The following is a 26,384-nucleotide window of genomic DNA, read 5'->3' on the forward strand; positions in this document are numbered from 1 at the left end:
AAAACGATAGTTACCGACCCCATTCAGAATTACATTAACAACAGCCCATAAATGACTTTTGCAGCTTGTGCACGTGTCGCATTCATATCCGGTACAAATCGATTTTCAGCTAATCCGTTAATGATACCAGCCGCTTGCATCGACTTAACCGCTTCCTGAGCATAAGCGTCAATGTCTGGCTGATCATCGAAACTCACAGGATCGATCAATGTCCGCAGCTCAATCTCTGCTAACGTAATTACTCTAGATGCCATAACCGCCATATCTTGTCTTGATATGGGTTGATTGGCACCAAAGGACCCATCCACATACCCTTGGATGATTCCCAACTTCTGAGCGCTTGCCACTGCTTTGAAGAACCAATCGTCTTTATTCACGTCGCTGAAGCTCGTTGTAGCATCCGCTTCTGTAAGATCGAAGGCATTCATCAGCATCTGAATGAACTGGGCCCTCGTAACCTGTTCATTCGGAGCAAAGCGATCACTTTCAATACCATTTACAATTTCTCTTGCTGCTAATGCTTCAATGCTGTTTTGCGCCCACACAGCATCCTGAAGATCGGCGAAGGTCACATGCGTATACAAACCTGTATATGAGCTAAGATGATTTGTCGTGAAAGTTACTTGCCCTGTTGCGGCATCATATTTCCCATTCTTCACCACTTCAAGCATCTGACCATCTCGGATGTGGTACACAATGACTTGATCGCCCTTCTCGTCAGGTGCGAGCGTATAGTCCATCGAGATCTGAACTGCATCTCTGCGGAAAAACGCATGCATGTTAATTCCGTCAAGGATGACTTTAAAGTCATATACAGCTTGGTTTCCTATGCGGGAATCCACTGCTCCAGTAAGAGCATCTGAATGCACCGCCTCCACTACAATCTCCAAAATAGCTGAGTTCGGCTTCACTTGGTCAGACAGCGCATCAGGAGTCAACGCTATCGTCGCCAAACCTGTTCGGAATTGGATTCTTTCAATATTACTCTTTTGAGCTGAGTCAAGAATGGCTGTAGGGAGCTTAAGCCGAAATTTCTTGGCACCTGTCACTTTCGCAATATCGACGATAAGCGTTCGATCAGAAGATAATGCTCCTTCTATCGCTTTCTCCAAGGAAGCCATAGGTACTTCAATCTCAACCGTTCCGTCTTGATTCAGCACTGGGTTTGTAAAGCGGATCGTTCCAGCCTGAACCTCAGGAAGAACTGGCGCTGGAATCCATGCTCCCCCGCCTGAAGGCACATTACTTTCACCTGATGGTAACTGAACGGTTACTCGACTAGTCGCCGAATAGCTGCCATCGACGGTCGTCACACGAATCGTTGCCGTTCCAGCTGAGACGCCTGTCACCGTCGCTTGCAAGCCATAGACCTCTTGCGATACGCTGGCCACCGCTGGATCACTGGATGTAAACCGAACCTGTTTGTTGGTTGAATCACTCGGAAGTACAGTTGCATTCAGAACCATGGATTGCCCCTTGTTCAAAATTACTGTCGGTTGGTCAAGCTTCACGCCAGTAACCTTTACTTCTGGCGCATTGATTTGGCTGAATATCAGATCTTCAAATAATTGCGTGTTCTTACTGGAACCAATACCGCTCATGTATTCAAGCCAACCTCGGCGGGTTGTTCCATCATTCTCATTGATGAGCATCGAAAAGCCAAAAATGTCTTTGTCCGTCACCGTATGGCCTGGAGACAGCAGCTCTGTCCAAGGAATCGCAAGCTCATAGGTAGTAGCGATGGCGCTTCGATAAACAGCTGACTGCACAGTCGTCATTTCCCCAATAGGCTTGCCGTTAGCCGCGAGCCATCGCCAAACCATCGGACCTTGTTCTCCTAGTGCAATGCCGAACTCATTGTTGGCTGAGCTACCGACTCCGCCCTCTCTTCCCGTATCAATGGCAAATTGGATGCTATCCCCTTGCCACAGATCACCGCCAGCTCCAACTTGATAATGCTTGTCATCTTGAACTTCCATGCCAAAGTATAGCTGATTCATATCCCACTTCAGGAAGCCCTTGCCGCTTAAATCAGCCTCACCACCCCAGTTGACTATGTTTTTAATTTGATCTCGTCTGTTTATGACGATGGGCATGCTATTGCTCCAGCTTTCCTCAGATAGCTTGCCATCGATAATTGGCGCTGTCTGGTCGTTTACAGCTGCAATAAAATTAAACGGTCTTTCCACAATCTTCGAAAATCCACTATCCAAATCAATGGATAATTTCAATTTAGCTCTTGCTTGCTCCGGTAGAGCGGTAATCGGCATGGTGATCTTCGTAATTTCACCTGGCAATAAGCGATTGAACGTAATTGGGCTTCCTTGTCCTAGGGTTAGATATACCGCGTCCGTAACTCGAACGATACCGTTTAGCTCTTTGTCAGCAGTCGCATTCTCTACATAGATTGCCGCATTCCAGTCATTCCATCTTCCAGGCACTGCAACCTCAGGCACAATACGAACTTTGACGGTCTCTAGTACGTTGACCTTCAATTTCATGGCTGCAATGAGTGACGTACCCGAGATCACTTGAATCGTTACCTCATGCACCTTCTCTTCCGCGTTAAAAGGGATGGGGATAGCAACCGGAATCGCCATTGTTCCTGCAGTAAAGCTTTCTTCACCTTCGAGTTTCCAATCACCGGATGGACCCATGAGTTGAATCTTTCCATTCAGTTCCACTCCCAAGCCAGAACGTTGAATAACCGTATGGAGCGTATCGCCACGTCTGACATCCACCGAAGTGTTTTTTAATACAAAGGAATCATCAATCGAAGAGATTTCCAAGCCCGTGCTCGAGTATATGAAAACAGGAGCACCACTAATTGTTAAACTGGCAATCCCATCATTAACCGGTAAGTAGGCGTAACTCCCATCAATACCCACAACAGTAAGGCTGGTATCCTTCGTTTGGAAAGTGGCTGTTTTGGTCGATTCATCAGCAGCCCACAGTGATGTAATGTACTGATTTTTCCCTTCATGCCAATATTCATATCCATAATACGGATGATCAACATTCGCTTTGGGTCCAATAAACTTGGCGTCTTTCAACACTTTTGCCATCGTATAGTAAGCATAATAGCTTGGCTTCGGAACGCCATACCAATCGATCAAGCCCAGATTATGTTCCAGATTCGTCGGATCGACTCCGTCATCTTGGAAATCGTACCAATGCATTCGCTTAATACCGCCAGCAATTGCATGCATATAGGCTCTAGCTAAGTAATTACGTTGCGTCATCTTATCCACAGGTCGGAGATAGCCGCTTCCTGTATATGTGCTCCATCCAAGTTCACTGAATATGATGGGCTTATGTTGATCGCCATATTTTGCTTTCAGTGCACCGATTTCATTTATTTTCCCGATTAGCATTTCCGGGGCGCCTGGAACGAGACCTGGCAGACTACCTTCATGATTTTTCACATAAGGATGCACATCAAGAACATCAAAGTACGTTTTTACTAAAGCGCCATTTTGGCCATCGGATTTATACAAATTCTCAAGCCAAGTCATACTTGCTGGCTCAGTCCCGCCTAAAGCAGGCTCAATAAGTAAATTTCGGTTGTCCACTGCCTTCATGCTCTCGTGGTTTTGTTTAAACTGTAAGGCTAGTGCAGAGGGATTTGTCCCTTTCAGATCGGGCTCATTGACGGTAGAGAAAGTCCAGGTCCCTTGCTTATTTTCCATGGGTACATCTTGTGGTCCATGATAAAACGTGTGGAACCCGATTCCGTATATATTAGAGAATGCTTTAACCCAAGAATCATGAATCCACCACCGATTAAAATTAATCCCTTCAATGCTTCGCATGAGCATAAGCTTACGGATGATATTTTCTTCCTCTTTATCCCCGTGATGAACATAATTTCCTCCACCGTAGGGTGTATCATTAATGGCGAAAATGTCCCCAATCTTCTCCCCGCCAAGGACATTAGGCGTCGTTATTTTAATTGTGCTGACATCCTTACGTTCACCCGAAGTTGTGCTCGTTGGCGTTACAGCTATGTAATAAGTCGTCTCTGGCTCTAAGGATGAAACGAGAAGAAATTTCCCCTTCTGTTCGGCTGACCCATTTTCGGCTGTCACCCGAGCGGCTAGCCCATTCGTCGATGTGAAGTCATTCTTCTGTATATAGATACTGTATTTATTTACCTTATTGACCACCGAATTGTAGGCTGACCAATCCAGATACAACGTGTTGTAATTTTTGATCGTAGTGGTGAGTTCAACAAGATCCGGCATGTCTTTCTTGACAAGTGTCGCATCATAAAGTCTCCAACCCTTAATCGCAATCTCGCCAGCAATTAACCGATCGGAATCGTTGGCGTTATGCATGACGATTCTGACATATTTGGCGTGCTTGCCAGGGATGCCGTAGGAAGGTGTATTAAGCATCGCATCTGAGTATCGATTGTTCGGATTCGCCGTATAACCGTTAGAGAAATAGTTAATGTTATCCGTGCTTAACAGAACCTCATAACCATCCATGAAATTTCCGCTGCTCGCTTTGGACCAGACATCAATTGAACCGATCTGGTATACGTCATTTAATGTAAATGTGACGGTTCCGTATTGACCTTGCGAACCTGCAGTCATGCTGGCTGTTGTATCCGCTGTCCCCTCTGTGCTCGAGCCATCAATCAGATCAGGCAAGCCGCCTGCACTGCCGTCATTCTTCGCACCAGCCTCATTATCCGTTGCAAGTAATCCTGCCTGTGTCACAAAGGGCTGCTCCGTATTCCATCTATACGTTGCTTTCGTATCCAACTTCGGCGTCCCCGTTGGGTAGTAACCACCGGTCTTTAATTGATTATTGCTTAGAATCGCCGGCTCCTGAACAGCATCACCCCAAATGGCAATTTCTCCGATGCTCATCATAAGCTTGGCTGGATCTTTATGAAGCACAACCTTTACATATCTTGCATAGGGGGCAGGTTTCATATCGCTGCTCACAGGCACAATGCCCACATCATTCCCATATACACTCTCAGTTACCGCAACACGATTGTAATTGATGCCATCGAGACTTGCATGAATCTCTACCTGTTTCAATCCGCTTGCAGCTGAAAATTCTGACCACACCTGCAAGGATGTTAGACGGTTTACAGTTTGCAGGTCATAGACTACTGTTCCATAAGCTTTTCCAGATTGACTAGCCGTACTGACAACGCTTACAGAACCGTCCATCATTTTACGTGCAGCCAATGGATCTGAAGCGACAAGATTGGATTCTGTTGCATAAAGCCCATCTTGCTGCCAGGTATATGAGGCTCCTGTATTCATGACGATTGTATTCGGAGGGAACAATTCACCTAGCCTATTACCGCTCAGCAACTTCGGTGAAACGGATTCAGCCGCTTGTGCGGTCATAGGACTCATCGAAGCCATACCCAAACCTTGTATGAAAACGATCATAGCGAAAAGGATGGAACTTATTTTTTTTAGACGCTTCATCACAGAACTCCCTTTCTCGAACGATTGACCTGACCGACTTGTCATTTGATCTAACAGTTATATCAACCCACGTTTTCACACGTCCTCTCTCGTCAATGATCACAACTGGATGCTGAAATTAACTTAGTCAAATACGGACAAAATCACAAGAGACACTTTTTATATGACGTGGCATTTCTTTCGATCCTGTTGAATCGGCTATCATTTAACAGATTGCTTATGTTCACCTTAAAAGATGTAACCTGTAGCATGATGAGGTCACTCCATTCAACATAAAAAAAGCATTTCGAACAGAGAGAAATCCCTGCTACAAAATGCTTAATTACCTTAGTTCGGATGCTTATCGTTCGGCTTCAATGAAATCGACAGCTGCTGTGTCGCACGATCGGCAATATCGTCAACATATCTCGCCGTCACTTGGTCAGCTTCTTCCAATAGCGTTATTTGAGGATGTAACCCTTCCAAGTCGCCAATGGTTAGGGAGAAAAGAAATGCTGCTTTGTTCAAAGCCATAAAGTCTATTGTGCGTTTCTCTCCACGATGAATGATCAAGTCAAGCCCGTATATGTCTCCTTCTTTGCTTATTTCCCAATCCCAACCTGCCAATGAGCTGGACAACTCTTCCTCACGTGGCGATCGAGTTTCTTCCGACTCCTCAAAGACGGCATACACACTTTCGAATCGCAATACCATTCCATCAATGATCACCTGCGCTTTAGCACCTTGCTTCTCTAGCTGTACTCGTTCCAAACAACCGCCAAATTCCATACGAATCCGGAAATCAGTCGCTGCTATGTTCCCTTGGATACGATCCAAATTGGGATGTGTATCCCCGCCATTCGTTAGAAAATTCACTCCGAGCAGCAGTTGACTGCTGCTTGCTGCCGTGTGGAGTACTGCTGAGCAATAATCATATCCGTCATGCAAACAACGCATTTGCAGATAGGTGCTATGTTCGCCATTATCGAAATACGCCACCATCCCTCTTGTTTGATTCCACATGATTTCATGACGAAACACGCCGATTGTATACGTTGGAGTAAGAAAAGTGTCTGCCCACTTCACGAAGCCAGTCTCCTCATTTCGATAATACATCTGACTGAGATCACTTTTCTTATTCGAAGTAAATAGCTGCACATAAGCTTCCGGGCATTGAATTCCGCTGCCAAACCATTCTGAATCATATTCTAAATCCCATTGGTTTAAGAATACAATTTGGTTGCTTGTAGCTATCTGCAAGAATGAAAGCGCTCTATCATTCAGCAATGTGCTATAGCTGCGGCTGTGTGGACCTGCCCATTGCCTAGAGCTCGGATGATAGTGCTCCGCAACCATTCGCCATACCAAATCCAATAATTCAGTAGCGATGGACTTTGCGCGAGAATGGGTTGCATATGTATGAATTTTTGACAGCTCTACAATGGCAATAATGGAGTACGCTGGACTGTTGAATTCTTGAAATGTCCCTAACTTTGTTGTATAGCGTTGAAGCTTTTCCAATCGATCCAGCCCATAATCCGCAAAATCCTTCCGTTCATACAACTCACCCGCGATTAAAGTCACAAATGCTCCCATGATCGCAATATTCGTATAATGAGGACCCACGTCCCGTTTGATAATGGCGTCACAGGCACAACAGACCGCTTCTTGGATTTGTCTCTTCAACGATTCAGGCAGCTTATGACCATGGCGCAGCATCGCTAACAGCAGTTCTTTTCCGCAAAAGTCAGCCCAATTCCAATCAGGCGGAGCCATCTGTGCCAGTGGTTCTTCGTAAAACCAAGGCCAGATTCCGTAGGTATCATGACTCTTCTCCCGATCCTGTAAGGTTAACACGCGACCTATAATATCGCAGGCCCTCTCCTCATATTCCGCGATTTCCGTATTTAACAAGCCAACCGCATAGAGCAATGAAGGATAAGTCGGATGAATCGTCGGGTGATCCTGAGCTGTTAATGAGGTATGATACCCTGGACTATGAAAGGGGCGGCGAAGCATACAGATCTGGGGATCATAATCACTTTCTTTTGCTCTAATGGCTTTTATTAATAACGCTTTATAATCAGAATTCTGCACATGTACGTTCATGTTGGGAAGTCCCTCCTTTAATAGAATAACAATGGGAAGGTCAGCCTGCATAAGCAAGCAGCCTTCCCAAAGATTCATTTTTACACGTGTATTATTTCAAAAACTCTTTGTTCTTCTCATACCATTCTTGGGCCAGCTTCTCCACATTTTCCCCGCCAAGTCGCTTCCATTCTTTGCGAACTTCTTCCATCGCAGTTTCTGGGGTTGAAGCATTGCCGCCTGTTACGGCTTTTACCTCAATTTGTGTTGCAATCGGATGGAAGGTTGCGATTAATTGACTGACTTCTGGAAGATCCGGATTAAAGGCAATGTCTCTGCGATATTTATTTTTGAGGGCCACATTCAATGATTGCGTCTTTATTTTGGCGTATTCTTGGGATACAGCATCTTGCGCAGCCATGACCGGGAACCACTCCGGTACTAAGCTAAAATCAGATACGATTGCGTATTCATACGCGTAAGATACTTCCTTACGTGATTTATCAGCATTAAGAACTTGAGGAATCTTCCCATCCAACAGTTTGTAATGAACGTTTTCCTCACCGTACTTCAGGGACATATCCCCTTTTTCCATCATCCAATCTAGGAATTTAACAGCTGTTTCAATTTTATCTTCCTTCATCTTGCTGTTAAAGGCGACAAGAATATTCGCTGGCAGCTCTTGATACAAGCCGTTTTTTCCGTATTTACTAGTTACCGGCTCTAACGGAACCATCTTCGCATCCGGCACATTTTTCTTTAGATCTATAAATTCATTTTGCATATTCCAAGAACTCATATAAATGCCTGATTTGCCCGTCGTCCACAATTGACGCGCTCGCTGGAAGTTGCTATCCGTGATATATTCTTTATCCAACAAACCTTGGTCGAATAACGATTTCTGATAAGCAATGGAATCCTTGTATCGATCCAACGTTCTTCCAAATTTCATTTTGCCGTCTTCCAAATACCATTGATTCTCATTCACCGAAAAGAACGCTCTGATAATTTGTACAGCATTACCATTGAACGCAATCGGTACGGTATCTGCTTTACCATTGCCGTCAGGGTCCTCATCTTTGAATTTTTTAGCCACTTCAATCAATTCTTCCGTTGTCGTTGGTGCCTTTAATCCCAGTTTATCTAACCAATCCTGACGGATCCACATAGCATGGTTGGCAATGCCATCAATACTTCGACTGCTGGTAATTGCATACATTTTACCATTAATGGTCATGGCAGACTTCAGCTCAGGATGTTCTTTCAGATACTTTTTCAATGTCGTACTGTACTTCTCAATATAGCTGTCAATGGGCTGAATGGCACCTTGGTTGGCTAATTGAGCAATATAGTTGCGATCATACTCCCAGATGAGATCTGGCGCACTGCCAGAAGCAACCAGGGTGCTTAACTTCTGTTGAGCCTGCGCTCGGGGAACTGGCACCCACTTCACTTTCGCAGGTGAATTTTCATTGATCCATTTCGTCCAGCGGTTATCCTCATAGCTGCCTTCTTCTGCGGCTACTGTACCTCTATCAAACGTGGAGATGCTGATTTCTTTCTTCGGTCCTGCCGGTGTTGCCGCAGCTGGTGCACTGCCTTGTGGCGCAGTCGAGCTGCTTTCGGTCGTTCCCGTATTCGAACTACAGGCAGCCAGTACCGCCAAAGACAAGCTTGCAGCAAGAACTGGTTTCCAAACGCGATTAGACTTGTTCAATGCATTCATCCCCTTATAGTTTGGTATCTATACCAAGGGCTATTTGCCCCATGATATCAGCCTTTAACTGAACCAATCAAGACTCCTTTAACAAAATGCTTCTGAAGGAACGGATAGACAATTAGAATTGGCGTAACTGCAATGACGATGGCAGCCGCTTTGATGCCTTCTGGCGTCAGGACTACATGAGACACGCCCTCACTTCCAGAAGTATTGTCGAGCAAACTCTGATCCACCTGCAGAATCAATTGGTAGAGCTTCAGCGTCAGCGTCTGCATGGTCGTTTTGGTCACATAAAGCAATACGTTGAAATACGAGTTCCACCAGCCCACCGCATAAAACAGGGAAAGCGCAGCTAAAATCGGCTTGCATAAAGGTACGATGATCTGAGCCAAAATTCGCCAATCACCTGCGCCGTCGATAGCCGCAGACTCCTCAAGTTCCTCTGGTAAGCCCTCCATGAACGTTTTCATCACGAACATGTTATACGTACTTATCAAAGAAGGCAGCCATAATGCCCAGTACGTATCCATAAGACCTAAGGATTTTACGAGTATAAAATTTGGAATTACACCCGAAACGAACAACATCGTAAATGTGATGAACATGAGGATGGACGTGCGTCCCATCAGTCTTCGTCTAGAAAGCGGATACGCGGCCAATAAAGTAAGTGCCATATTGAGCACTGTTCCCACAATGGTTACCAGTACTGTGTTGCGCATGGCTACGAAGAGCTGCCCATCCTGGAAAAGCCGCTGGTAGGCTTCCGTATTGAATTCAATGGGCCATAAGGACACCTCCCCCGCTGTAATGGCTCTACTGCTGCTGAAAGAAGCTGCGATCTCATACCAAAAAGGGTATAAAGCAATTAGTGAACAAATAGCGAGCACCGTGTAATTCGATGCTGTGCCCAAACGAGTAAATAATGGTTGATTTCTATTGTAGGTTTTCATCGATTACCAAAGCCCCCGTTCTCCGAAAACTCGGGTTAATCGATTCACGCCCACGACTAGAATCAAACCAACCGCGGATTGGAACAAGCCTAATGCTGTCGTATAGCTATAGTTCATATTTTGTAAGCCCACACGATACACGTAGGTGCTGATGACATCCGCTACATCCAGTACAGACATATTCTGGAGAACCAGCGTCTGCTCGAGACCCACATCCATCATGTGCCCCATTCGGAGAACGAGCAAAATAGCAATTGTGCTGCGAATTCCTGGTAACGTAATGTGCCATATCTGGCGCAGTTTCGATGCTCCATCCATTTTCGCTGCTTCATACTGCTGAGGATCAATGGATGCCATAGCTGCTAGGTATAAAATAGTGCCCCAACCCGCTTCGCGCCAAATACCGGATAATGTATATGCGATTGGCCACCAGCCGGAACTAGCCATGAAGTAGATGGGCTCGATGCCAAACATTTTCGTCAGCACCAAATTCACAACCCCTGTGCTCGGGGAAAGCATAGCTATAAAGATACCCCCTAGAACAACCCATGAGATAAAGTGAGGTAGGTAGAGCAGATTCTGAACAGTCCTTTTATACCACTCTTTGCGCACTTCATTGAGGAGAAGCGCAAGAAGAATAGGTACTGGGAATCCTAAAACAAGACTGTAGACATTGAGCAGTAAGGTATTCCTGAGAACTCTCCAAAAATCAATACTTTGGAATAAGCTAGTGAAGTGTTTAAATCCCACCCAGTTACTCCCAAAAATACCATCTGCAAATCGATAATCCTTAAAGGCAATAATTTCACCAACCATCGGAGCGTATTTAAATAACAGATAAAATCCGATCACAGGCAGTAGCATCAGATACAGATGTCGATCCCGTATCATTCGGTTTCTGAATGTGGATTGCTTTGGTTTGATCCATATTGGCTTCCGTTGGTTTCTACCTGTATGGAAACCGGTCGCTCTTTCCTCCATGTTGTGTTCACCCTTTCGAAATTGAGCCTGCTGTTGTGCTGGCAATTCGATCGTATCCTGCGGTGAAGAGATTGGAAATAGACATGTTTTGCCCAGTTGACCTTTCTTACAAATCAACCTGTCACCTTTCTTACACATAGTTCATTTTGTTAAGGTGACAATAGACATTCCCTGTTTCTATGCGGGTTCTCACTTGATATACAAATAGCAGCCTCCCCAGAATGGAGAGACTGCTGACTATTCGAACTAGTTCACAGAGGTAACACTTTCTTATTTCGAAGCTTTCCAAGCATCGATTTGTTTCTGCATGTCCGCCAAAATGTTGTCCAAGCCTGCTTTTTTCAGCTTCGCATTCATGGCTGGCAGTGTGGTGTCTGGATCAGCAATCCCCGTGATCAATCCCGCATAGAATTCATCTACAACGGATGCGGTTTGTGCCAATTCACTCTTCACGTTACTTGGGTCAAAGGAGAAGCCAAGAATTTTGGAAGGAATCGCTGCGGCATTCTTATCCGGACCTGCTGGGAACCATTTCGGCTGCGTAGCACTTGTACGATACGAATTAAACATGTTTCCGTACTCCCAACCGGAATCCACCCAATAGCTGGCATTGTCCATCTTTTTGATCAAACCATCCGAAACCTTCGTATAGTGCTTACCTTCAATCCCATAGCTCATCAAATTGAATAGCTCCGCATCCGAGTACATCAAGTTGTAGAACATCATCGCTCTTGCTGGATCTTTGGATGTACGGGAAATCGCCGTCATAGTCGCAATAATGGAGCCTGTGCTCATATAAGGTTTAGAGAATTCGATGGCTGCTACATTCGCTGCATCCCCACCACCAAAGCGTTGTGCTTGGTTGGCTGCCGAGTCCGGATTAATGACCGTGAAAGTGGAGGATACATATTTGCCTGCCAGTTCATCCGAGTTCGTATCTTTAATCGTTGCTGCATCTTTACGAATAATGCCTTTGGAGTACCATTCGCGCATTTGTTTCAAAAAGGCCGTGAATTCCTTCGTCTCATACAAATTCACAACTTTAGAGGAAGCATCGTCGATGCGAACTACACCCGGGTTCTTTTGTGAGAAATACTCAAGACCGATGGCACTGCCGTAGTTCCCCATAACATCCGTATCACCCTTCAGGCTGAATGGATATTTGTCTGGCTCAGACGCTTTCACTTTTTCGAAAAATGGCGTCAAATCGGCTAATGTTTTGAACTGATCGGCTTTATAGCCATATTTGTCTAAGGTCGTTTTGTTCATAAGTAAGCCTGGCGTACGAGCCAGAACTTGCGTATTAATAATCCCGTACAGCTTGCCCTTCACTTTCGCCGCATCCCAAGCAGCAGGAGGAACCTGTTTCAAAATATCTTGCCCGTATTTCGGCAACAAGTCGGTGATGTCGAGGAATGCTCCTTTATTTACGTTTTGCAAATAGTCATTCGTCCAGTTGGATGTGAAAATAAGATCCGCTTTCTCGCCAGAAGCTGCAATCGCTTGCATTTTCTGATCGTACGTACCCCAATCGACCAATTGAATGTTCAATGTTGCGTTGATTTTCTCTTTGGTAATTTTGCTCATCGCATCTTGAACCAACTTCGCATCAGGGAATACGCTTTGCGGCAAATACCAAGTGATTTCATATGGCTTAAGCTCCGTTGCGGCTGGTACTGATGACGCTGTTGCCGCTGGAGATGCAGGTGCTGCGCTGGCTGCCGGGGATGGTGAAGAGCTATTCGTGCTGGAACCGCAAGCGCTGAGCAGCATAGAAAGGGACACGCAACTTACAAAAACGGGAGATAACGCTTTAATTGTTCTATTTTTCATATGATCGAACCCTCCTGATTTCATGGTCAACATGGTACAAATGAAGTCATGTATTATCATCCGATCCGGATTCGGATTGACAAACGTTCTTGAGCCTTACATTCAGTTAGCCTTTAACGGCACCAACTGTCAATCCTTTGATCAAGTATTTCTGGAAGAATGGGAAAGCGAACAACATTGGGCCTGCTGCCAGAATGGCAATCCCCATACGGGAAGATTCAGCTGGAATCGCACTCATATCAATGCTGATGCCTGCTTGCATATTTTTCGTCAAAAACTCGATATTAGACATGATTCGCTGCAAGTAGTATTGAAGCGGAATCAGATTCTCATTTTGAATGTACAGCATGGCGAGCCACCAATCATTCCAGTAAGCCAGGGCATAGAACAAGCCTACGGTCGCTAGTGCCGGCTTCGAAAGTGGAAGAACAATTCGTACGAAGGTGCTCAGTTCGGAAGATCCATCGATTTTGGCAGACTCAATAATTTCAAAAGGCAACCCATCCATAAAGCCCTTCATGAGCATCGTAAACCAAGCGCTGACCCCATACGGAAGAATTAAGGCCCAGATCGTATCTTGCAGGTGCAACACGCTGGTCATAACGATGTACGAAGGAACTAATCCTGCATTGAAGAGCAACGTGAAGAAGACGAAGTAGCCTGTGATTCGGCTATACCGATAATCCTTCCGAGTCATGATATAGGCCAGAGAAGAAGTGAGTATCAAACTTAACACGGTTCCTACGACTGTCACAAAAATCGTCACCATATAGGATTGAAGCAGTGCCTTCGGCGTTTGGAAAATATACGAGTACGCGACAAACGTAACTCGCTCTGGGATCAGCTGGTAGCCAAATTTGGCGATGTCCCCATCGAAGGAGAGTGAGACCGAAATAACGTACAGCATCGGATAGATGAACAGGATGGATAAAACCATAAAGAATAGAATGATCAGCCAGTTATTTTCTGACTTTTGCTTGATAGATGAACGCACCGCCACCCTCCTCCTTAGAACAACGCATGATCTTTACTAAATTTCCTGACGAGTAAGTTCGTCGATACGACTAGAATTAAGCCAACCACTGCTTGGTACAAGCTAGCGGCGGATGCCATGCCTAGGTCACCAACGACTCGCAACGAGCGAAACACATACGTATCTACGACATCTGTCGTCGGGTATAACATCCCTGCATCTCGGGGCACGAAGTAGAATAATCCGAAATCCGAGTAAAATATGCGGCCCACATTGAGCATGAATAGCATCGTAATCAGCGGCAAAATGAGCGGGATCGAAATCTTCCGAATTTGCTGTAAACGCGAAGCTCCGTCTATGGAAGCTGCCTCATAATAACTGTTGTCGATGGACAGCAGGCCAGTAAAGAAGATGATGGCGGTGTAACCGACATTTTTCCATAAATAGGTGAGTGTTAAAATGAGGGGCCAATAGCCTGGCTTACTGTACCAGTCGATCGGGGCAATATGGAGCTGCTCCAATGCCTTATTGATCACGCCAAAGGATGGATTCATCAAAATGTAGCTGACGAAACCGACAACGACCCACGAAAGAAAATAAGGAAAAAACAAGATCGTCTGGAACAGCTTCACCCATCTCCGACCCAACTCTGCTAGCAATAATCCAATGACTAATGCGCAGGACATGCCCACCACGATAAACAATCCATTTAATAGCAGTGTGTTTCGTGTAATCCTTAGTGCATCTTGTGAGTTGAAGAAAAACTTGAAGTTATGCAACCCAACCCAATCGCTTCCCCAAATGCCTTTGGCGTAGTTGATATCTTTGAATGCGATCACGATACCGTACATAGGTAAGTAGTAAAAGATAAACACCACAATGATGGCCGGCAATCCGATTAAAAACAAACTTCTTGCCTTCCAGAAATGCTTCGATTCTTTGCGTATAGCTGAGAAGATTCCCAAGTATGCTGCCTCCTTCTGTCTGGGTTACCATGCGTCCTCTTTGCGATTTCATCATACGAAATCAGGTAGAGAATTGGATACTACTCATTTTTGCTCGGGATAAAATAGACTGTAAGATTTGAAAATCGGAGGGATTTTCACTGTACTATTTATGTGATGAGAGTGGATAAAACCCTGATAGATCGGGGATTTGGTGGAGATGAGTGCTTATGTGAGGTAGATGAAATGATGCGGACGACCGAGTGCAATATCGGTCTTGAGAACGATCATAAATAACTGAGTATGCAATATACTGTTTACATGATCCACAATTCAAAGAACGGGGAGATAACGAATGACAACGAATTCCATTGAAGTAAGCGGCTTACGCAAAAGCTATGGCAAACAAACCGTATTGGATGGCATCGATTTACAGGTAGCGAAGGGGTCCATATTTGCGTTGCTCGGGCCAAATGGAGCAGGAAAAACGACGCTGATAAACATTCTATCAACGTTATCTGAACCGGATGCGGGCTATGCGCGAATCGAAGGGTATGATGTCATCGCTGACCGCAAGATCGTGCGGGGATCGATCTCGCTCACGGGGCAATTCGCAGCGGTGGATGAAGTACTGACGGGACACGAGAATATCATCATGATGTGCCAGTTAGCTGGCTTATCTGCTGGCGAGTCCCGCTTACGAGCAGATGAGCTGCTGAAGCAGTTCGAGCTGGAAGCCGCGGCTGGCAAGCGCGTGAAATCCTACTCCGGCGGCATGCGCCGCAGATTGGATCTGGCCGTCAGCCTTGTTGTTAATCGTCCTGTGCTCTTCCTTGACGAGCCGACGACGGGCTTAGATACGGTCAGCCGCCGCTCCCTATGGGAGACGATTCTGCGGCTGAAGCAGCAAGGCATGACGATACTGTTGACGACGCAATATCTAGAAGAAGCGGATCAGCTTGCAGACGAAATCGCTGTGCTGAATCATGGACGCATCGTCGCATCCGGGTCCGCGGAGTCCTTGAAAGCTCGTGTTGGCGGCGAAGTTATTGAGCTCCGGAATACGTTGGACGAAGTCATTTTATCCATTCCAACGAGCGGCACTGTTCAGGATGTTAGCCGAACGTTGAACGAGATCGCTGGCTCGTGCCCGCCAGGTACACGCATCTTCATTCGCAAGCCAAGCATGGACGACGTCTTTCTTGCGCTGACGACAACTAATAACAAGGAGGCTTCCCTCGTATGAGCGATTTCCAAGCGCTGAAGAACGTACAGCCGATGAACTCGAATAACACTCGACCCCTAAACATGAATAATCTAGCTATGCCAAAGCCAGCTTCTTTCGCAGCTACCAACGCTGTCTTCATCGGACGCAGCATCCGTCACAGCTTGCGCAACATCGAGTCGCTCATGATGGCTATCATGCTACCCGTTATGCTCATGCTGCTGTTTACCTATATATTTGGCGGCGCCCTTGATCCGAGCGGCAATTATGTGAACTATGTCGTGCCAGGCATCATCCTATTGTGCGCAGGCTTCGGCTCATCCAGCACGGCTGTTGATGTAGCAAGCGACATGACCAATGGCATTATCAACCGTTTCCGGACCATGCCGATCAGCAGCATCAGCGTCATTACGGGTCATGTCGCCGCAAGCCTTGCTCGTAACTTGCTGGCGACATGTATGGTTATCGGGGTTGCCCTGCTTGTTGGTTTTCGTCCCAACGCGACATTCATCGAATGGCTTGGAGCCATTGGTGTCATCATTTTATTCATTCTGACGTTTACCTGGCTGTTCGCTGCGATCGGCCTCGTCACGGGCAGCCCTTCTGCCGCCAGCGGCTACGGCTTTGCCCTGCTGTTCCTCCCATATCTGTCCAGCGCATTCGTTCCAACGAATACCATGCCATCTTGGATGCAAGGCTTTGCTAACCATCAGCCAATCACACCGGTCATTGAGACGATTCGCGGTCTGCTAATGGGTACGCCGGTGCTGCATAACGGTTGGTGGGCTATCGGCTGGTGTTCAGTCCTGCTGGTTATGTCCATTGGTTGGTGTCTCCTTGCGTTCCGTCGGAAAAGCGGGAACTGAGCGGGAGCCTTCGATTGGTGGAACCAACATACAGCATGTTGAGGTAGATAACGTTATGCCATCATCTTATATCGCAGAAAATTCGGACTGTACCCGTTTAACCTTATGGCATAACGCTATTCATTCCCTGGAACAATCGGCCATAGCCAAAAATGCTAAAAGGCACTTATTGTCGGGGACAACACCTCAAATTAGATAAATAAGTGCAAATGGGCACCCTTTTACACCGAAAAGGTGCCCAAAGTGGAGTCGGGGCAGAAATAGTTGCCCTTTTGCACGCATTTCAGATAGAGGGAATGTCTCGAGAAAAAAGGTTGCACTATTGCACTTTTCATAGCCACATTAATGGCATATAGTAAAAAGGCTGCGCGCAAGTAGATCCCTCTACTTGCGCGCAGCCTTTTTATGCTCGTTACTCCTGCCCCACTCTTTTCATCCTCAAATAATGCTCAATCCCATCCAAGATCCGCTCAAGTCCGAAATCCAGATCATTGCCGATCGGATTCTCCACCTCATCCGTGTAAGCACCTGCCATCAAGATGGGATGCAGATGGGGGAAACGATCCGGCTTGACCAATTGCTTTAGTGCTGCGCCATAATTGACCCCACTAAATGCTTCCGGACTCGCACCATCGCGGATAGCCTTATCCATATCCCGCGCAATCAGACCGCATGCTCTAGAATAGCTGCTGACGAGAAGTAGAAATGACATCTTCTCAAAATCGTTCAGCGGAAAATCCCGCATAATTCTCAACATCCAGTCGATCACCTGAAGATTGTTTGGCCCGAGGGGAACGCTCGTAATATGCATATCGCCATACCACGCATGTTTACGGAACACATCTACGCAAGCCCAGACGTATTCCCCCATTTCCTCGCGCCACGGCTTACCTGGCACCTCTGATGGAATCGGAATGTCACACACCGCATCCTGCATCAGCACGAGCAAATCTTCCTTACTTGTGATATAGCGATACAAAGACATCGTCGTGTACCCCAACGATTGGGCTACCCTGCTCATCGACACAGCCGCAAGTCCATCGCTGTCAGCAATGGCAATCGCCGCGTCAACGATTTTTTTGATGCTGAGCTCACCTTTAGGCCCTCTGCGGGACGGTTTAATAATTCCCCAGCTAAGAGCTACACCTGATGGTAAGCTCTGTATGATTTCATCATCGATCTCGTCGCCGATCTCCATGTTGTTCCATCCTCCATTATCCTTGCAATCCGAAAATGTATACATCATATACAGTATATCACAATCGCATCTAGATTGATTAGTGGAGGTAACCTAAGAGGACGATCTGAAAATTTACAATTTCGTAATATACAATTTACACGTCCCTTACATAGTTTTGGTATAAGTAAGAAGTTAAGAGAAATGTGGGTAACTACGAGGGGAGAATTACTACAAATGAAACGTAATTGGATCGTATTAACATCTTTACTGCTTGCTCTTCCTGTGGCTGTTTCGGGAACAGTAACTGCTCAGCAAGTGAACGGAGTAACCTCCGAAAATGTAACCTATTCGAGCAATGGACAAGTGATTAAACCTTCAGCACCAGCTGTAAATTTGGACGGCAGTTTGTACATGCCCGTTCGCGCACTATCAGAAGCCATGGGTAAATATGTGGATTGGGATGAGTTTCGCAACAGCGTATCTTTGACGGACAAGCCTGTTTTGACTGGTAAATACGAGCTGAAGGCAGCCAATCTTGCAGAAGGTATTAAAATGGGTGTGGGCTCATCCTTAACGCACCTTCCAGGAGACCCTGATAATGTATTCTATACAACAGCTGATCGCGGGCCAAATGGACAACCTACAATTAACGGTAAAACAGTGCGTACGTTCCCACTTCCAGACTATGTACCAACAATTTATAAAATCGAAGTCAGTAAAGGCGAAATCAATATCTTAGACAAGTTCCCTTTGAAGCTCTCAGGTACTAACCCTGTGTCAGGCAAAGTCACGATTACTGGGCTGCCAAATATTAAAGGGCGCGATGAAGAGCCTTACGATGCCAAAGGCGAGAAAGTACTCGCTTACGACCCGTACGGTCTTGATATCGAAGGTTTAGCTTACAATCCAAAGGATGATTCTTTCTGGATTTCCGATGAATATGGTCCATCCATTGTCCATGTGAAGCGTGATGGTACGATCATTGAGCGTATTGTGCCTAAAGGTTGGGCAAGTCAGGCGTCCGCCCCGCTTGTGCCATCCCGCGAGACGCTGCCAGAAGTGTACAACAAACTTCGCCAGAACCGTGGAGCTGAAGCTGTTGGCATAACACCTGATGGCAAATATATGTTCATGGCCATGCAGAATGCACTTCGTAATCCAGATAAAGCCATGGACAATTCACGTCAGGTTCGAATTATTAAGTTTGACCTAGCGACGCTTAACCCCGTTGCTGAGTTTGTATACGTCCTAGAGGATGCGAAGCAATTTAAGGATCTTACTCAAGGCGATATCGTCATTTCCGATATGGTTGTCGTAAACGAGAACACGCTGTTAATCGATGAGCGAGATAAATTCTCTGGCGATAAAGCACAGTTAAAGCGCATTTATGCCATTGACCTTTCAACAGCTACCAATGTTAGTGGCAAATACGACAGTGCGACAGCGGCAGGTAAAACACTTGAACAAATGACGATTGCAGATCTGAAAGCCAATGGAATTCTGCCAACGACGAAGCGAACCGTACTGGATGCAGTTGCATTCAAGTTCCCTTATGAGAAAATTGAAGGTGTTTCGCTCATCAATGGTGATACACTTGCTATCACGAACGATAACGATTTCGGCATTGACAGCACAACACCTGAAAATGGAACACTTCTATGGACATTTAAACTGCCATACACAATTAAATAGATACCCACAACCAAACGACCCGGAAGTCCAATGATGGACAACCGGGTCGTTTTACGTTTTTCCCACCATTTAATTACCGCATGCGCTTTGCCATATACTCCCTGGGCGTCATCCCAAATTTAGCCTTGAATAGCTTATAGAAATAACTCTCGTTCTCTACGCCTACGCGCTGCATGATCTCCTGAATGCTTAGCTTGGAGTTCTCCATCCATTCCACCGCTTTATGCAGCTTCACCTGATTAATATATTCGGGAATCGACATCCCGAGGTGAATCTTGGATATTTTGCTCAACTTGTAAGCAGGCAATCTCATCATTTCAGAAATACTTGCAGCGGAGAGAGAGGAATCGAAATAGTTGGAATCGATAATCTCTTTAATCGTATCGGCGACAACTTGGTTGCCTTGAATCCCTTTTTCCTCACCTTCACTATGAATGGCGCGTACCGCTTCCAACAGAAGTCCCTCGAATTGCTCAATTGTTTCCTCCTCATACAGCTCGCGACTCATCAGCCTAGCGGGAACAGCAATTGGCTCCTTACTCGTACGGTTCATCTCAAAAATCGTCTTCTTCAAATGGTGCACCACCTGCATACTGACCAGCATGATGCTGCCATAGTCTAGCTTGCGAATGTGACTGAATACGTCACGGAGTCTTTCTTCTGTTTTGATCGCGTTACCTTTGGGAACGGCATCGGTAAATTTGCTCACTAACTCCAACACTTGCTCTACATCCACACTTCCCATGTTGGAAGCAATACGTGCTTGCGTAATCACAGACTTCGTTCCGAACACATACCGATAAGAGCTGTTAGCTAAGGTTTCATTATAGGCGGCAGCAATCGCTGTATATTCCGTAATGATATTGCTGACCGTTGCCGAAAAAGTGATATGGTAGTGCTTTTGAATGTAGTTTTGCGCTTCCTGCAGTGATTGTTCCACCTGTTCCACAGATTCGTGTTGACCATCAGCCGTGTTCAATAAAATCGTAAACGAGTCATCTTTCATATCTACAATTTGGGCGACACCTATTTGAGATAGAGCATCCGCAGTAACATTCGCAATCGCAAAGCGCAGCAACTCTCTTTCAGCCAAGCTTTTATGACTTAGGATTTTTTTATACTCATCGATGCGCAAAACACAGATTAAGAACGGTTTATCTTTTGTCAGGGCATCATTCAACTGCCTCAATATATCCTCAAATTCAGCTGCATTCATACTGTAGCTATCTGATATCAGCTTTTTCAAAAAGTAAATCTTCATAATACTCGTATTATTGTTCTTCTCGAGGTTGTATTCATAGAGCTGTTCTCTCGACTTTCGATACACCTCAGTCAAATAGGAAAACTCGTCTTTCACGCCAGGCTTCAGGAAGCCCTCTCTTCCCGCTCCACTGAGCGATGTCTGTTCCATGAGCCGCCTCACCGGCCTGTAAATGCCTCGAGAAACCGATAGCGTTAAGAGCAGCGCCCCGACAAAAACAGCTCCCGTAATGAACAGAATCGTATCCATCAGCTGCTTCAGATTCGCGTACACTTCTTTATACGGCTTCGCTTCCAACAGCGTCCATCCCGTATTCTCCAAATAGATATAAGAGACAATGAATTTCTCGCCATCGACTTTAGATTCGTAAAATCCAGCCGGCTCTCCCGCATGCATCCGATCTTGGGAAACCGATGTTTCAAAGGCTTGCTTAATCGTAACGGCCGAGGCATTGTCAGCGATCAAATGGGTGGTATCGGTTTCAATAAATTGATTCTTGTTGTCTAAAATGTATAAATCGCTTGGCGTCCGCGAATCAAATTGATTAATCGTTCGAATATTATCGATGAGCCAGTCCAACTTCACATTGAGAATGATGGCACCGTCCATCACACCTTTTTCATCCACATTTTCAAACATGACATAACTCAGCACAGTATCATAGGTAGGCTTGGCGCTGCTGCCTCCGGTTTGCATTTTCCGCACAATCGCTTTCAAAGGCGTAATATGAGGATTCTCCGCGAGAACCTTATCTAATTCAGCATCCTTATGGTACAATTCACCAAATGTGGAGTAATACAGCTTCTTATGGTTGTTATAGACATAGACCGATTGAACGAATGGATAATTGGCAACGACGGTCGCATTCAGTTTATTAATCGTATTCATATGATCATATGTCTCTTCGTCATTCAAATACATGAGCGCTTTGACGTCATTATTACCGTAGGTAGAAAAGGTCAGCTTGCTGATCATCGTATCCAAATAATCGATATTGTACTTCATTTGGGACAATAGCTTCTGGCTTCCTTCGTATTCGCTTTGAAACACATTTTTCTCAACATTCACGTAGATAAGACTGGAAAATGAAAGTAAGATGAGCAGGATCATGCAGTTGATCCATAGAAAAATGCGCAGCAAATACTTCTTCTCCTGAACGATTCGCCAAAGTTTCATGCCCGTTCCCCCGTATCTATATCTATCTCTGTACGAATAAATCTACCTTATTATAACGCTTTCAACAAGAACAGTCCCTAATGATTTGCATCATAGGGACTGTCTCATTTTATATGCCTAACTCATCCTACCTATTTAAACACTTTCACCAACTACACATACTCCACCCACTCACCTAGCTTAAACACTGCCATCTGCAACTTTCCGTGCACTGTAACACGAATATATCACTGCTGGGCATTAACACTCCCAGTATAGTTGGCTCTCATCGTGCTCCAAAAATACTCCCCCATTGTGCTCAACGAAAGTTGAAATAACTGGAAAAACTACATCTAAATTTCAACTAATTCGCTCCAAATTCAGATTAACTGGAAACCATACAGCTAATTTCTATCAATTCGACCAATCTGACTCTATTGACGAAAATTAACTACATAAAATCCATTTATTCCTCATATTTCCACTAAAATGGCGAATTTAGCTACATAAAATACATTTATTACTGGGTGGAATGTGTGAATGGGGGTGAGTGGGTTCCCCACTCACCCCATCTTACTCTTGTACTGCGTCGGCGTAATCCCCGTGTGACTCTTGAACAATTTGCAGAAATAGCGATAGTCCGAAATGCCGACTGCGCCGGATACTTCGTATATTTTCATCGTTGTCCGTTCGAGCATCTCGCTCGCTTTTTCCATACGTACCCTGTTCACGTATTCCAAAAAGTTCTCACCGATTTCCTGTTTGAACACTTGCCCCGCATATGAAGGATGCATGTGCACGAGCTTCGCAAGCTCGGCCACTTGCAAATCTTCTTGGAAATGCTCGCGGATGTAACGGCACATCCATTGGATCTCCTTGCGTGCGGTTACCTGTGGACGCGCTTGCTGATTCCACCACTCACAGATGGCGTCAATGGTTGCCAACCACCAATCAGAGTAAATGTTCCACGACGTAAGCTGATCAATGCTACTTAATCTAGTGACAACTGACTCTGGCAACCGCACAAGTTCAGGTTGCAGCATTTGTCTCGTCAGACGGAGCAGATCCCCCGGATGAATCGGTGGCACGCCAAGTGTGATCATCACGCTTACAGCTTCCCGAAAAGCCTCCTCATTCTCGCGTTGCAAAGCTTTGACGACAGCGGCCGTCCACTCCCTCGTCTGCTCCGAATCAAGACGCCGTAAGAAAATAGGGGCTTTACTTGAACTTTGATAGAAATAAGCAGCAAGCCCGTCCCTTCCTTTTCGTATAAGGTCGGCAAGCTGTTTACCTGTCCACGATTGCTTCCCAGACTCTTCAACTGATCCGATATGAACAACGCTGTGCATGGGAGCTGCAGCACTGACAACCTCCTGAGCCATCCTTGCAAATTGGTTTATTTGAAAGACAGGCATATCACGCTTAGACCCAATTAATAGAAGTAATTGGCTATGTTGAATAGGTAAGATAGCTAATCCACAACCATCACCTATCATATGTGCATCCAGTTTCGCCTCAAGTAGTTCACCTAGTTGGCATTGAAGCTGAACGAGTTCTTCCACCGAGGAGGAAGCTCCCTCCGCACTAGTCGTCTTATTTGCCCCCGAACTTGCTGTCACACGCCATCCCATCGTTATTCCCGCCAAGTAACTCGCTGATTCTACACCTGCAAGCCACTCCCTAGATATGGGATGCATACTTCCATCCCCCTCCAGCAGCATCTCAGTCCATTGGCGCTTCTTCGCCCACTCTTTCTCCCGCTCGAGCTTAAGCCTCATCTCCAACTTTAAATTAATATCGATCTCTTGCTCCAGGTCTTCAGCTACCTTACGGCAAGCATCCAGAATTTGCTCTGGCGTTTGTGCTAGCTTGATCAAGTAATTATCCACGCCTAACTCAATAGCTTGCCTCGCATATTCAAATTCACCATAAGCGGTCAAAATGACGATTCGGATGCGTGGCCATCTCTTACGCACATAAGCTGCTAGTTCCAACCCGTTCATATTGGGCATTGTAATATCCGTAAGCAGTAGATGAGGAACTTCCTGCTCAATCATGCTGATAGCTTCCTTGGCACCTGAAGCTGCTCCCATGAACGTAAAGCCTGCGTCAGACCAAGGAATGCGCTGCGCAAATCGCTCCCTCACCCATTTCTCATCATCCACCATCAGTATCTTCAGCATGATCGTCCACTCTCCCTCTGAAGTTATCCGTGCTCCTTCGACTCTCCAGCCGGTAGCTGTATCGTCACCGTTAATCCCTCATCCGGCTCGTTATGAAAATGCAGCCCATACGGATATCCGAATGTCATCCGCAATCGCTCTTGGACATTCCGCATGCCCAAATTGTTTAACCCTTTATTTGCATTGGCAGCACCTGTATCCTCTAACAGCAGCTTAAGCTTATCCGGCGCAATCCCCGGACCTGTATCGGAGACCTCCAGTACTACACCAGCTCCCTCATGCTCTTTGCCACAAACAATAATATGATTGACCCCTTCTTTACTGAGTCCGTAGAAAATACTGTTCTCCACCAACGTAATTAGCGTTAGCTTCGGGATCGGTGTCATGTTGTAAATCTCAGGGACGGCAATATCCACCTCAAAAACTTCCCCATACCTGAGGTTCATGATTTGCACATAATTGTCCAATTGTTGTAATTCATCCTCGACCGTTACAACATCTCCTACTTTATCTGTAGAATATTGCAGCAAGCCCATCAATGAGCGGATCATCTCGCACATTTCCTGTGTTTGTCCCATCTCACCTAAGCAATAGATTGCATTGAGCGTATTATTCAGGAAATGAGGATGAATTTGCGACTGCAGCACCTTGAGTTCATGATGTCGTTTCTTCTCCTCAGAGACGCGTAATTCATTGAATAACGTTTGAATATTGTCCATCATGCCATTAAAGCTATTACCAATATGCATAAACTCATCGTTACGATTCAGTGTAATCCGAGCTTCCAGCTCACCACGCGCAGCAGCTTTTAATTGCCGTGTAATCGCCGTCACTGGTTTCCGGATATAGCTCGTAATCCATACAGATAGAATAAACGCAAGGATAATCGCGATGAATACCACGAATACAAACTGCTGCTTCAACGAATTAATTAAAGGATAGGCTTGAGACTCCTCGATAACCGAGAATACGTACCAATCCCATTGATTCTGATTCGAGCTTAGCACCATATAGTTCCCAGTGGAAGTCTTCACTGTGTCGAATGAATTCCTAGCGGATTGCGTAATCTTCTGCAGCGCATCCTTCATTTCCAAATGATTCACATACACTTTGGGATAGACCAGATTCGTATTCGTAGAGAGAAATTCCCCATCACTAGTAAATATATAAATGCGTCGTTCCGTACCTTGCTCGGCTTGTAGCATTTTGGGTCCGATCAACGCACCTAGGTTAATATCCATCGCAACGAAACGACCGCTATCAATGCGCTTAGACACGGTAATGACATAATGATCATTAATTAAATGCGGTGCACTCCACCAGAAACCCGTCGTATTCGTCTGATATTTGATTTCGGCAATACTTGGCGCATCGATATAAAATTGATAGCCAAAAGGAGCGCTAACTCGTACCTTATTCTCTTCAATCACATAAATACTATGAACCAGATCCATTTGGTACGATAAAATGGTTTCAATAAGGTTCGTGAAATCCGGCTCACCTACTTCATACAAAGCAGGAGTGGATAAGAAAATCAACTGACTCTGGATGTTATTCATCAACGTCTTAATATAGTTCTCCACTTGGACAACAGAACTTTGAAGTGCTTTCTCATTATTCTGCTTTATGGGCTCAAACAATCGTTGGTAACCGAAAATTCCAATAATCAGGAATAGAACAATAACGGACATAAAGGTAAGAATGAAGAGCTTCGTACTGACGCTGGAAATCAAGTTTCTCCCTTTTAAGCGACGAATCATGCTAGTCTTCTCCTCCGCATAGTCCTCATTCTCTTACCACTCTTTAAGTATAAAAAATTCCCAGCTAATTAACTAGTAGCAGCGAACGAATTAGCGCATATGGAGATGCTTAAAACCCTCGATCAACGAGGGCTTCAA

Annotated in this window: 15 protein-coding genes; 3 read left to right on the forward strand and 12 right to left on the reverse strand. The window is 45.4% G+C overall.

The features are described 5' to 3' along the window. Nucleotides 1-29 precede the first annotated feature (29 nt). The 8 genes from ACSQ8O_RS23500 to ACSQ8O_RS23535 all read right to left on the reverse strand — a co-directional run bounded on the left by ACSQ8O_RS23500 (nucleotide 30) and on the right by ACSQ8O_RS23535 (nucleotide 14,945). Nucleotides 30-5,456: an S-layer homology domain-containing protein gene (locus ACSQ8O_RS23500; RefSeq protein WP_436243583.1), complete on the reverse strand. Its 5,427-nt coding sequence runs from the start codon at nucleotides 5,454-5,456 to the stop codon at nucleotides 30-32. 327 nt (nucleotides 5,457-5,783) lie between these two features. Continuing rightward, a complete protein-coding gene (locus ACSQ8O_RS23505; protein ID WP_436243584.1) occupies nucleotides 5,784-7,544 on the reverse strand; it encodes a hypothetical protein in 1,761 nt (586 codons plus the stop codon). Nucleotides 7,545-7,635: 91 nt separating this feature from the next. Further along, the gene (locus tag ACSQ8O_RS23510) at nucleotides 7,636-9,240 is read right to left on the reverse strand and encodes an extracellular solute-binding protein (protein WP_436243585.1); all 1,605 of its coding nucleotides are present in this window, start codon (nucleotides 9,238-9,240) and stop codon (nucleotides 7,636-7,638) included. Between the two features lie 56 nt (nucleotides 9,241-9,296). Further along, a complete protein-coding gene (locus ACSQ8O_RS23515; RefSeq protein WP_436243586.1) occupies nucleotides 9,297-10,193 on the reverse strand; it encodes a carbohydrate ABC transporter permease in 897 nt (298 codons plus the stop codon). A 3-nt stretch (nucleotides 10,194-10,196) separates the two neighbouring features. Then, entirely contained in the window at nucleotides 10,197-11,084 is an 888-nt protein-coding gene (locus ACSQ8O_RS23520) for an ABC transporter permease (protein ID WP_436243941.1), read from the reverse strand. Between the two features lie 360 nt (nucleotides 11,085-11,444). Further along, on the reverse strand, nucleotides 11,445-13,007 hold the full coding sequence (locus ACSQ8O_RS23525) for a DUF3502 domain-containing protein (RefSeq protein WP_436243587.1): 1,563 nt from the start codon (nucleotides 13,005-13,007) through the stop codon (nucleotides 11,445-11,447). Nucleotides 13,008-13,113: 106 nt separating this feature from the next. Continuing rightward, complete coding sequence (locus ACSQ8O_RS23530) at nucleotides 13,114-14,001, reverse strand: carbohydrate ABC transporter permease (RefSeq protein ID WP_436243588.1); 888 nt, start codon at nucleotides 13,999-14,001, stop codon at nucleotides 13,114-13,116. Nucleotides 14,002-14,015: 14 nt separating this feature from the next. Beyond that, nucleotides 14,016-14,945, reverse strand: a complete 930-nt coding sequence (locus ACSQ8O_RS23535) for an ABC transporter permease (RefSeq protein ID WP_436243589.1) — start codon at nucleotides 14,943-14,945, stop codon at nucleotides 14,016-14,018. A 334-nt stretch (nucleotides 14,946-15,279) separates the two neighbouring features. Here ACSQ8O_RS23535 and ACSQ8O_RS23540 point away from each other — a divergent pair, with 334 nt between their 5' ends. Further along, the gene (locus ACSQ8O_RS23540) at nucleotides 15,280-16,170 is read left to right on the forward strand and encodes an ATP-binding cassette domain-containing protein (RefSeq protein ID WP_436243590.1); all 891 of its coding nucleotides are present in this window, start codon (nucleotides 15,280-15,282) and stop codon (nucleotides 16,168-16,170) included. Nucleotides 16,171-16,247: 77 nt separating this feature from the next. Further along, on the forward strand, nucleotides 16,248-17,015 hold the full coding sequence (locus tag ACSQ8O_RS23545; protein ID WP_436243942.1) for an ABC transporter permease: 768 nt from the start codon (nucleotides 16,248-16,250) through the stop codon (nucleotides 17,013-17,015). A gap of 412 nt (nucleotides 17,016-17,427) precedes the next feature. Here ACSQ8O_RS23545 and ACSQ8O_RS23550 read toward each other — a convergent pair whose 3' ends face one another. After that, nucleotides 17,428-18,213: a TetR/AcrR family transcriptional regulator gene (locus ACSQ8O_RS23550; protein ID WP_436243591.1), complete on the reverse strand. Its 786-nt coding sequence runs from the start codon at nucleotides 18,211-18,213 to the stop codon at nucleotides 17,428-17,430. A gap of 216 nt (nucleotides 18,214-18,429) precedes the next feature. Here ACSQ8O_RS23550 and ACSQ8O_RS23555 point away from each other — a divergent pair, with 216 nt between their 5' ends. Next, the gene (locus tag ACSQ8O_RS23555; protein ID WP_436243592.1) at nucleotides 18,430-19,887 is read left to right on the forward strand and encodes an esterase-like activity of phytase family protein; all 1,458 of its coding nucleotides are present in this window, start codon (nucleotides 18,430-18,432) and stop codon (nucleotides 19,885-19,887) included. Between the two features lie 73 nt (nucleotides 19,888-19,960). Here the strand turns inward: ACSQ8O_RS23555 and ACSQ8O_RS23560 are convergent, their stop codons facing one another. The 3 genes from ACSQ8O_RS23560 to ACSQ8O_RS23570 all read right to left on the reverse strand — a co-directional run bounded on the left by ACSQ8O_RS23560 (nucleotide 19,961) and on the right by ACSQ8O_RS23570 (nucleotide 26,246). Next, on the reverse strand, nucleotides 19,961-22,324 hold the full coding sequence (locus ACSQ8O_RS23560; RefSeq protein ID WP_436243593.1) for a helix-turn-helix domain-containing protein: 2,364 nt from the start codon (nucleotides 22,322-22,324) through the stop codon (nucleotides 19,961-19,963). Between the two features lie 542 nt (nucleotides 22,325-22,866). Next, the gene (locus tag ACSQ8O_RS23565; protein ID WP_436243594.1) at nucleotides 22,867-24,486 is read right to left on the reverse strand and encodes a response regulator transcription factor; all 1,620 of its coding nucleotides are present in this window, start codon (nucleotides 24,484-24,486) and stop codon (nucleotides 22,867-22,869) included. Between the two features lie 23 nt (nucleotides 24,487-24,509). Beyond that, nucleotides 24,510-26,246 carry a sensor histidine kinase gene (locus ACSQ8O_RS23570; protein WP_436243595.1) on the reverse strand — a complete coding sequence of 579 codons (1,737 nt, stop codon included), beginning with the start codon at nucleotides 26,244-26,246 and terminating at the stop codon, nucleotides 24,510-24,512. Nucleotides 26,247-26,384: the final 138 nt, after the last annotated feature.

This window comes from Paenibacillus sp. LjRoot56 (genome assembly GCF_964253335.1).
Taxonomy (GTDB): Bacteria; Bacillota; Bacilli; order Paenibacillales; family NBRC-103111; genus Paenibacillus_E; species Paenibacillus_E allorhizoplanae.

Bases quoted from the DNA above. Each gene is read 5' to 3' on its own strand.
- ACSQ8O_RS23515 (WP_436243586.1), bottom strand. From the start codon at position 10,193: ATGAAAACCTACAATAGAAATCAACCATTATTTACTCGTTTGGGCACA.
- ACSQ8O_RS23545 (WP_436243942.1), top strand. From the start codon at position 16,248: ATGCCAAAGCCAGCTTCTTTCGCAGCTACCAACGCTGTCTTCATCGGA.
- ACSQ8O_RS23525 (WP_436243587.1), bottom strand. From the start codon at position 13,007: ATGAAAAATAGAACAATTAAAGCGTTATCTCCCGTTTTTGTAAGTTGC.
- ACSQ8O_RS23560 (WP_436243593.1), bottom strand. From the start codon at position 22,324: ATGAAACTTTGGCGAATCGTTCAGGAGAAGAAGTATTTGCTGCGCATT.
- ACSQ8O_RS23505 (WP_436243584.1), bottom strand. From the start codon at position 7,544: ATGAACGTACATGTGCAGAATTCTGATTATAAAGCGTTATTAATAAAA.
- ACSQ8O_RS23565 (WP_436243594.1), bottom strand. From the start codon at position 24,486: ATGCTGAAGATACTGATGGTGGATGATGAGAAATGGGTGAGGGAGCGA.
- ACSQ8O_RS23550 (WP_436243591.1), bottom strand. From the start codon at position 18,213: ATGGAGATCGGCGACGAGATCGATGATGAAATCATACAGAGCTTACCA.
- ACSQ8O_RS23520 (WP_436243941.1), bottom strand. From the start codon at position 11,084: ATGATACGGGATCGACATCTGTATCTGATGCTACTGCCTGTGATCGGA.
- ACSQ8O_RS23555 (WP_436243592.1), top strand. From the start codon at position 18,430: ATGAAACGTAATTGGATCGTATTAACATCTTTACTGCTTGCTCTTCCT.
- ACSQ8O_RS23570 (WP_436243595.1), bottom strand. From the start codon at position 26,246: ATGATTCGTCGCTTAAAAGGGAGAAACTTGATTTCCAGCGTCAGTACG.
- ACSQ8O_RS23500 (WP_436243583.1), bottom strand. From the start codon at position 5,456: ATGAAGCGTCTAAAAAAAATAAGTTCCATCCTTTTCGCTATGATCGTT.
- ACSQ8O_RS23540 (WP_436243590.1), top strand. From the start codon at position 15,280: ATGACAACGAATTCCATTGAAGTAAGCGGCTTACGCAAAAGCTATGGC.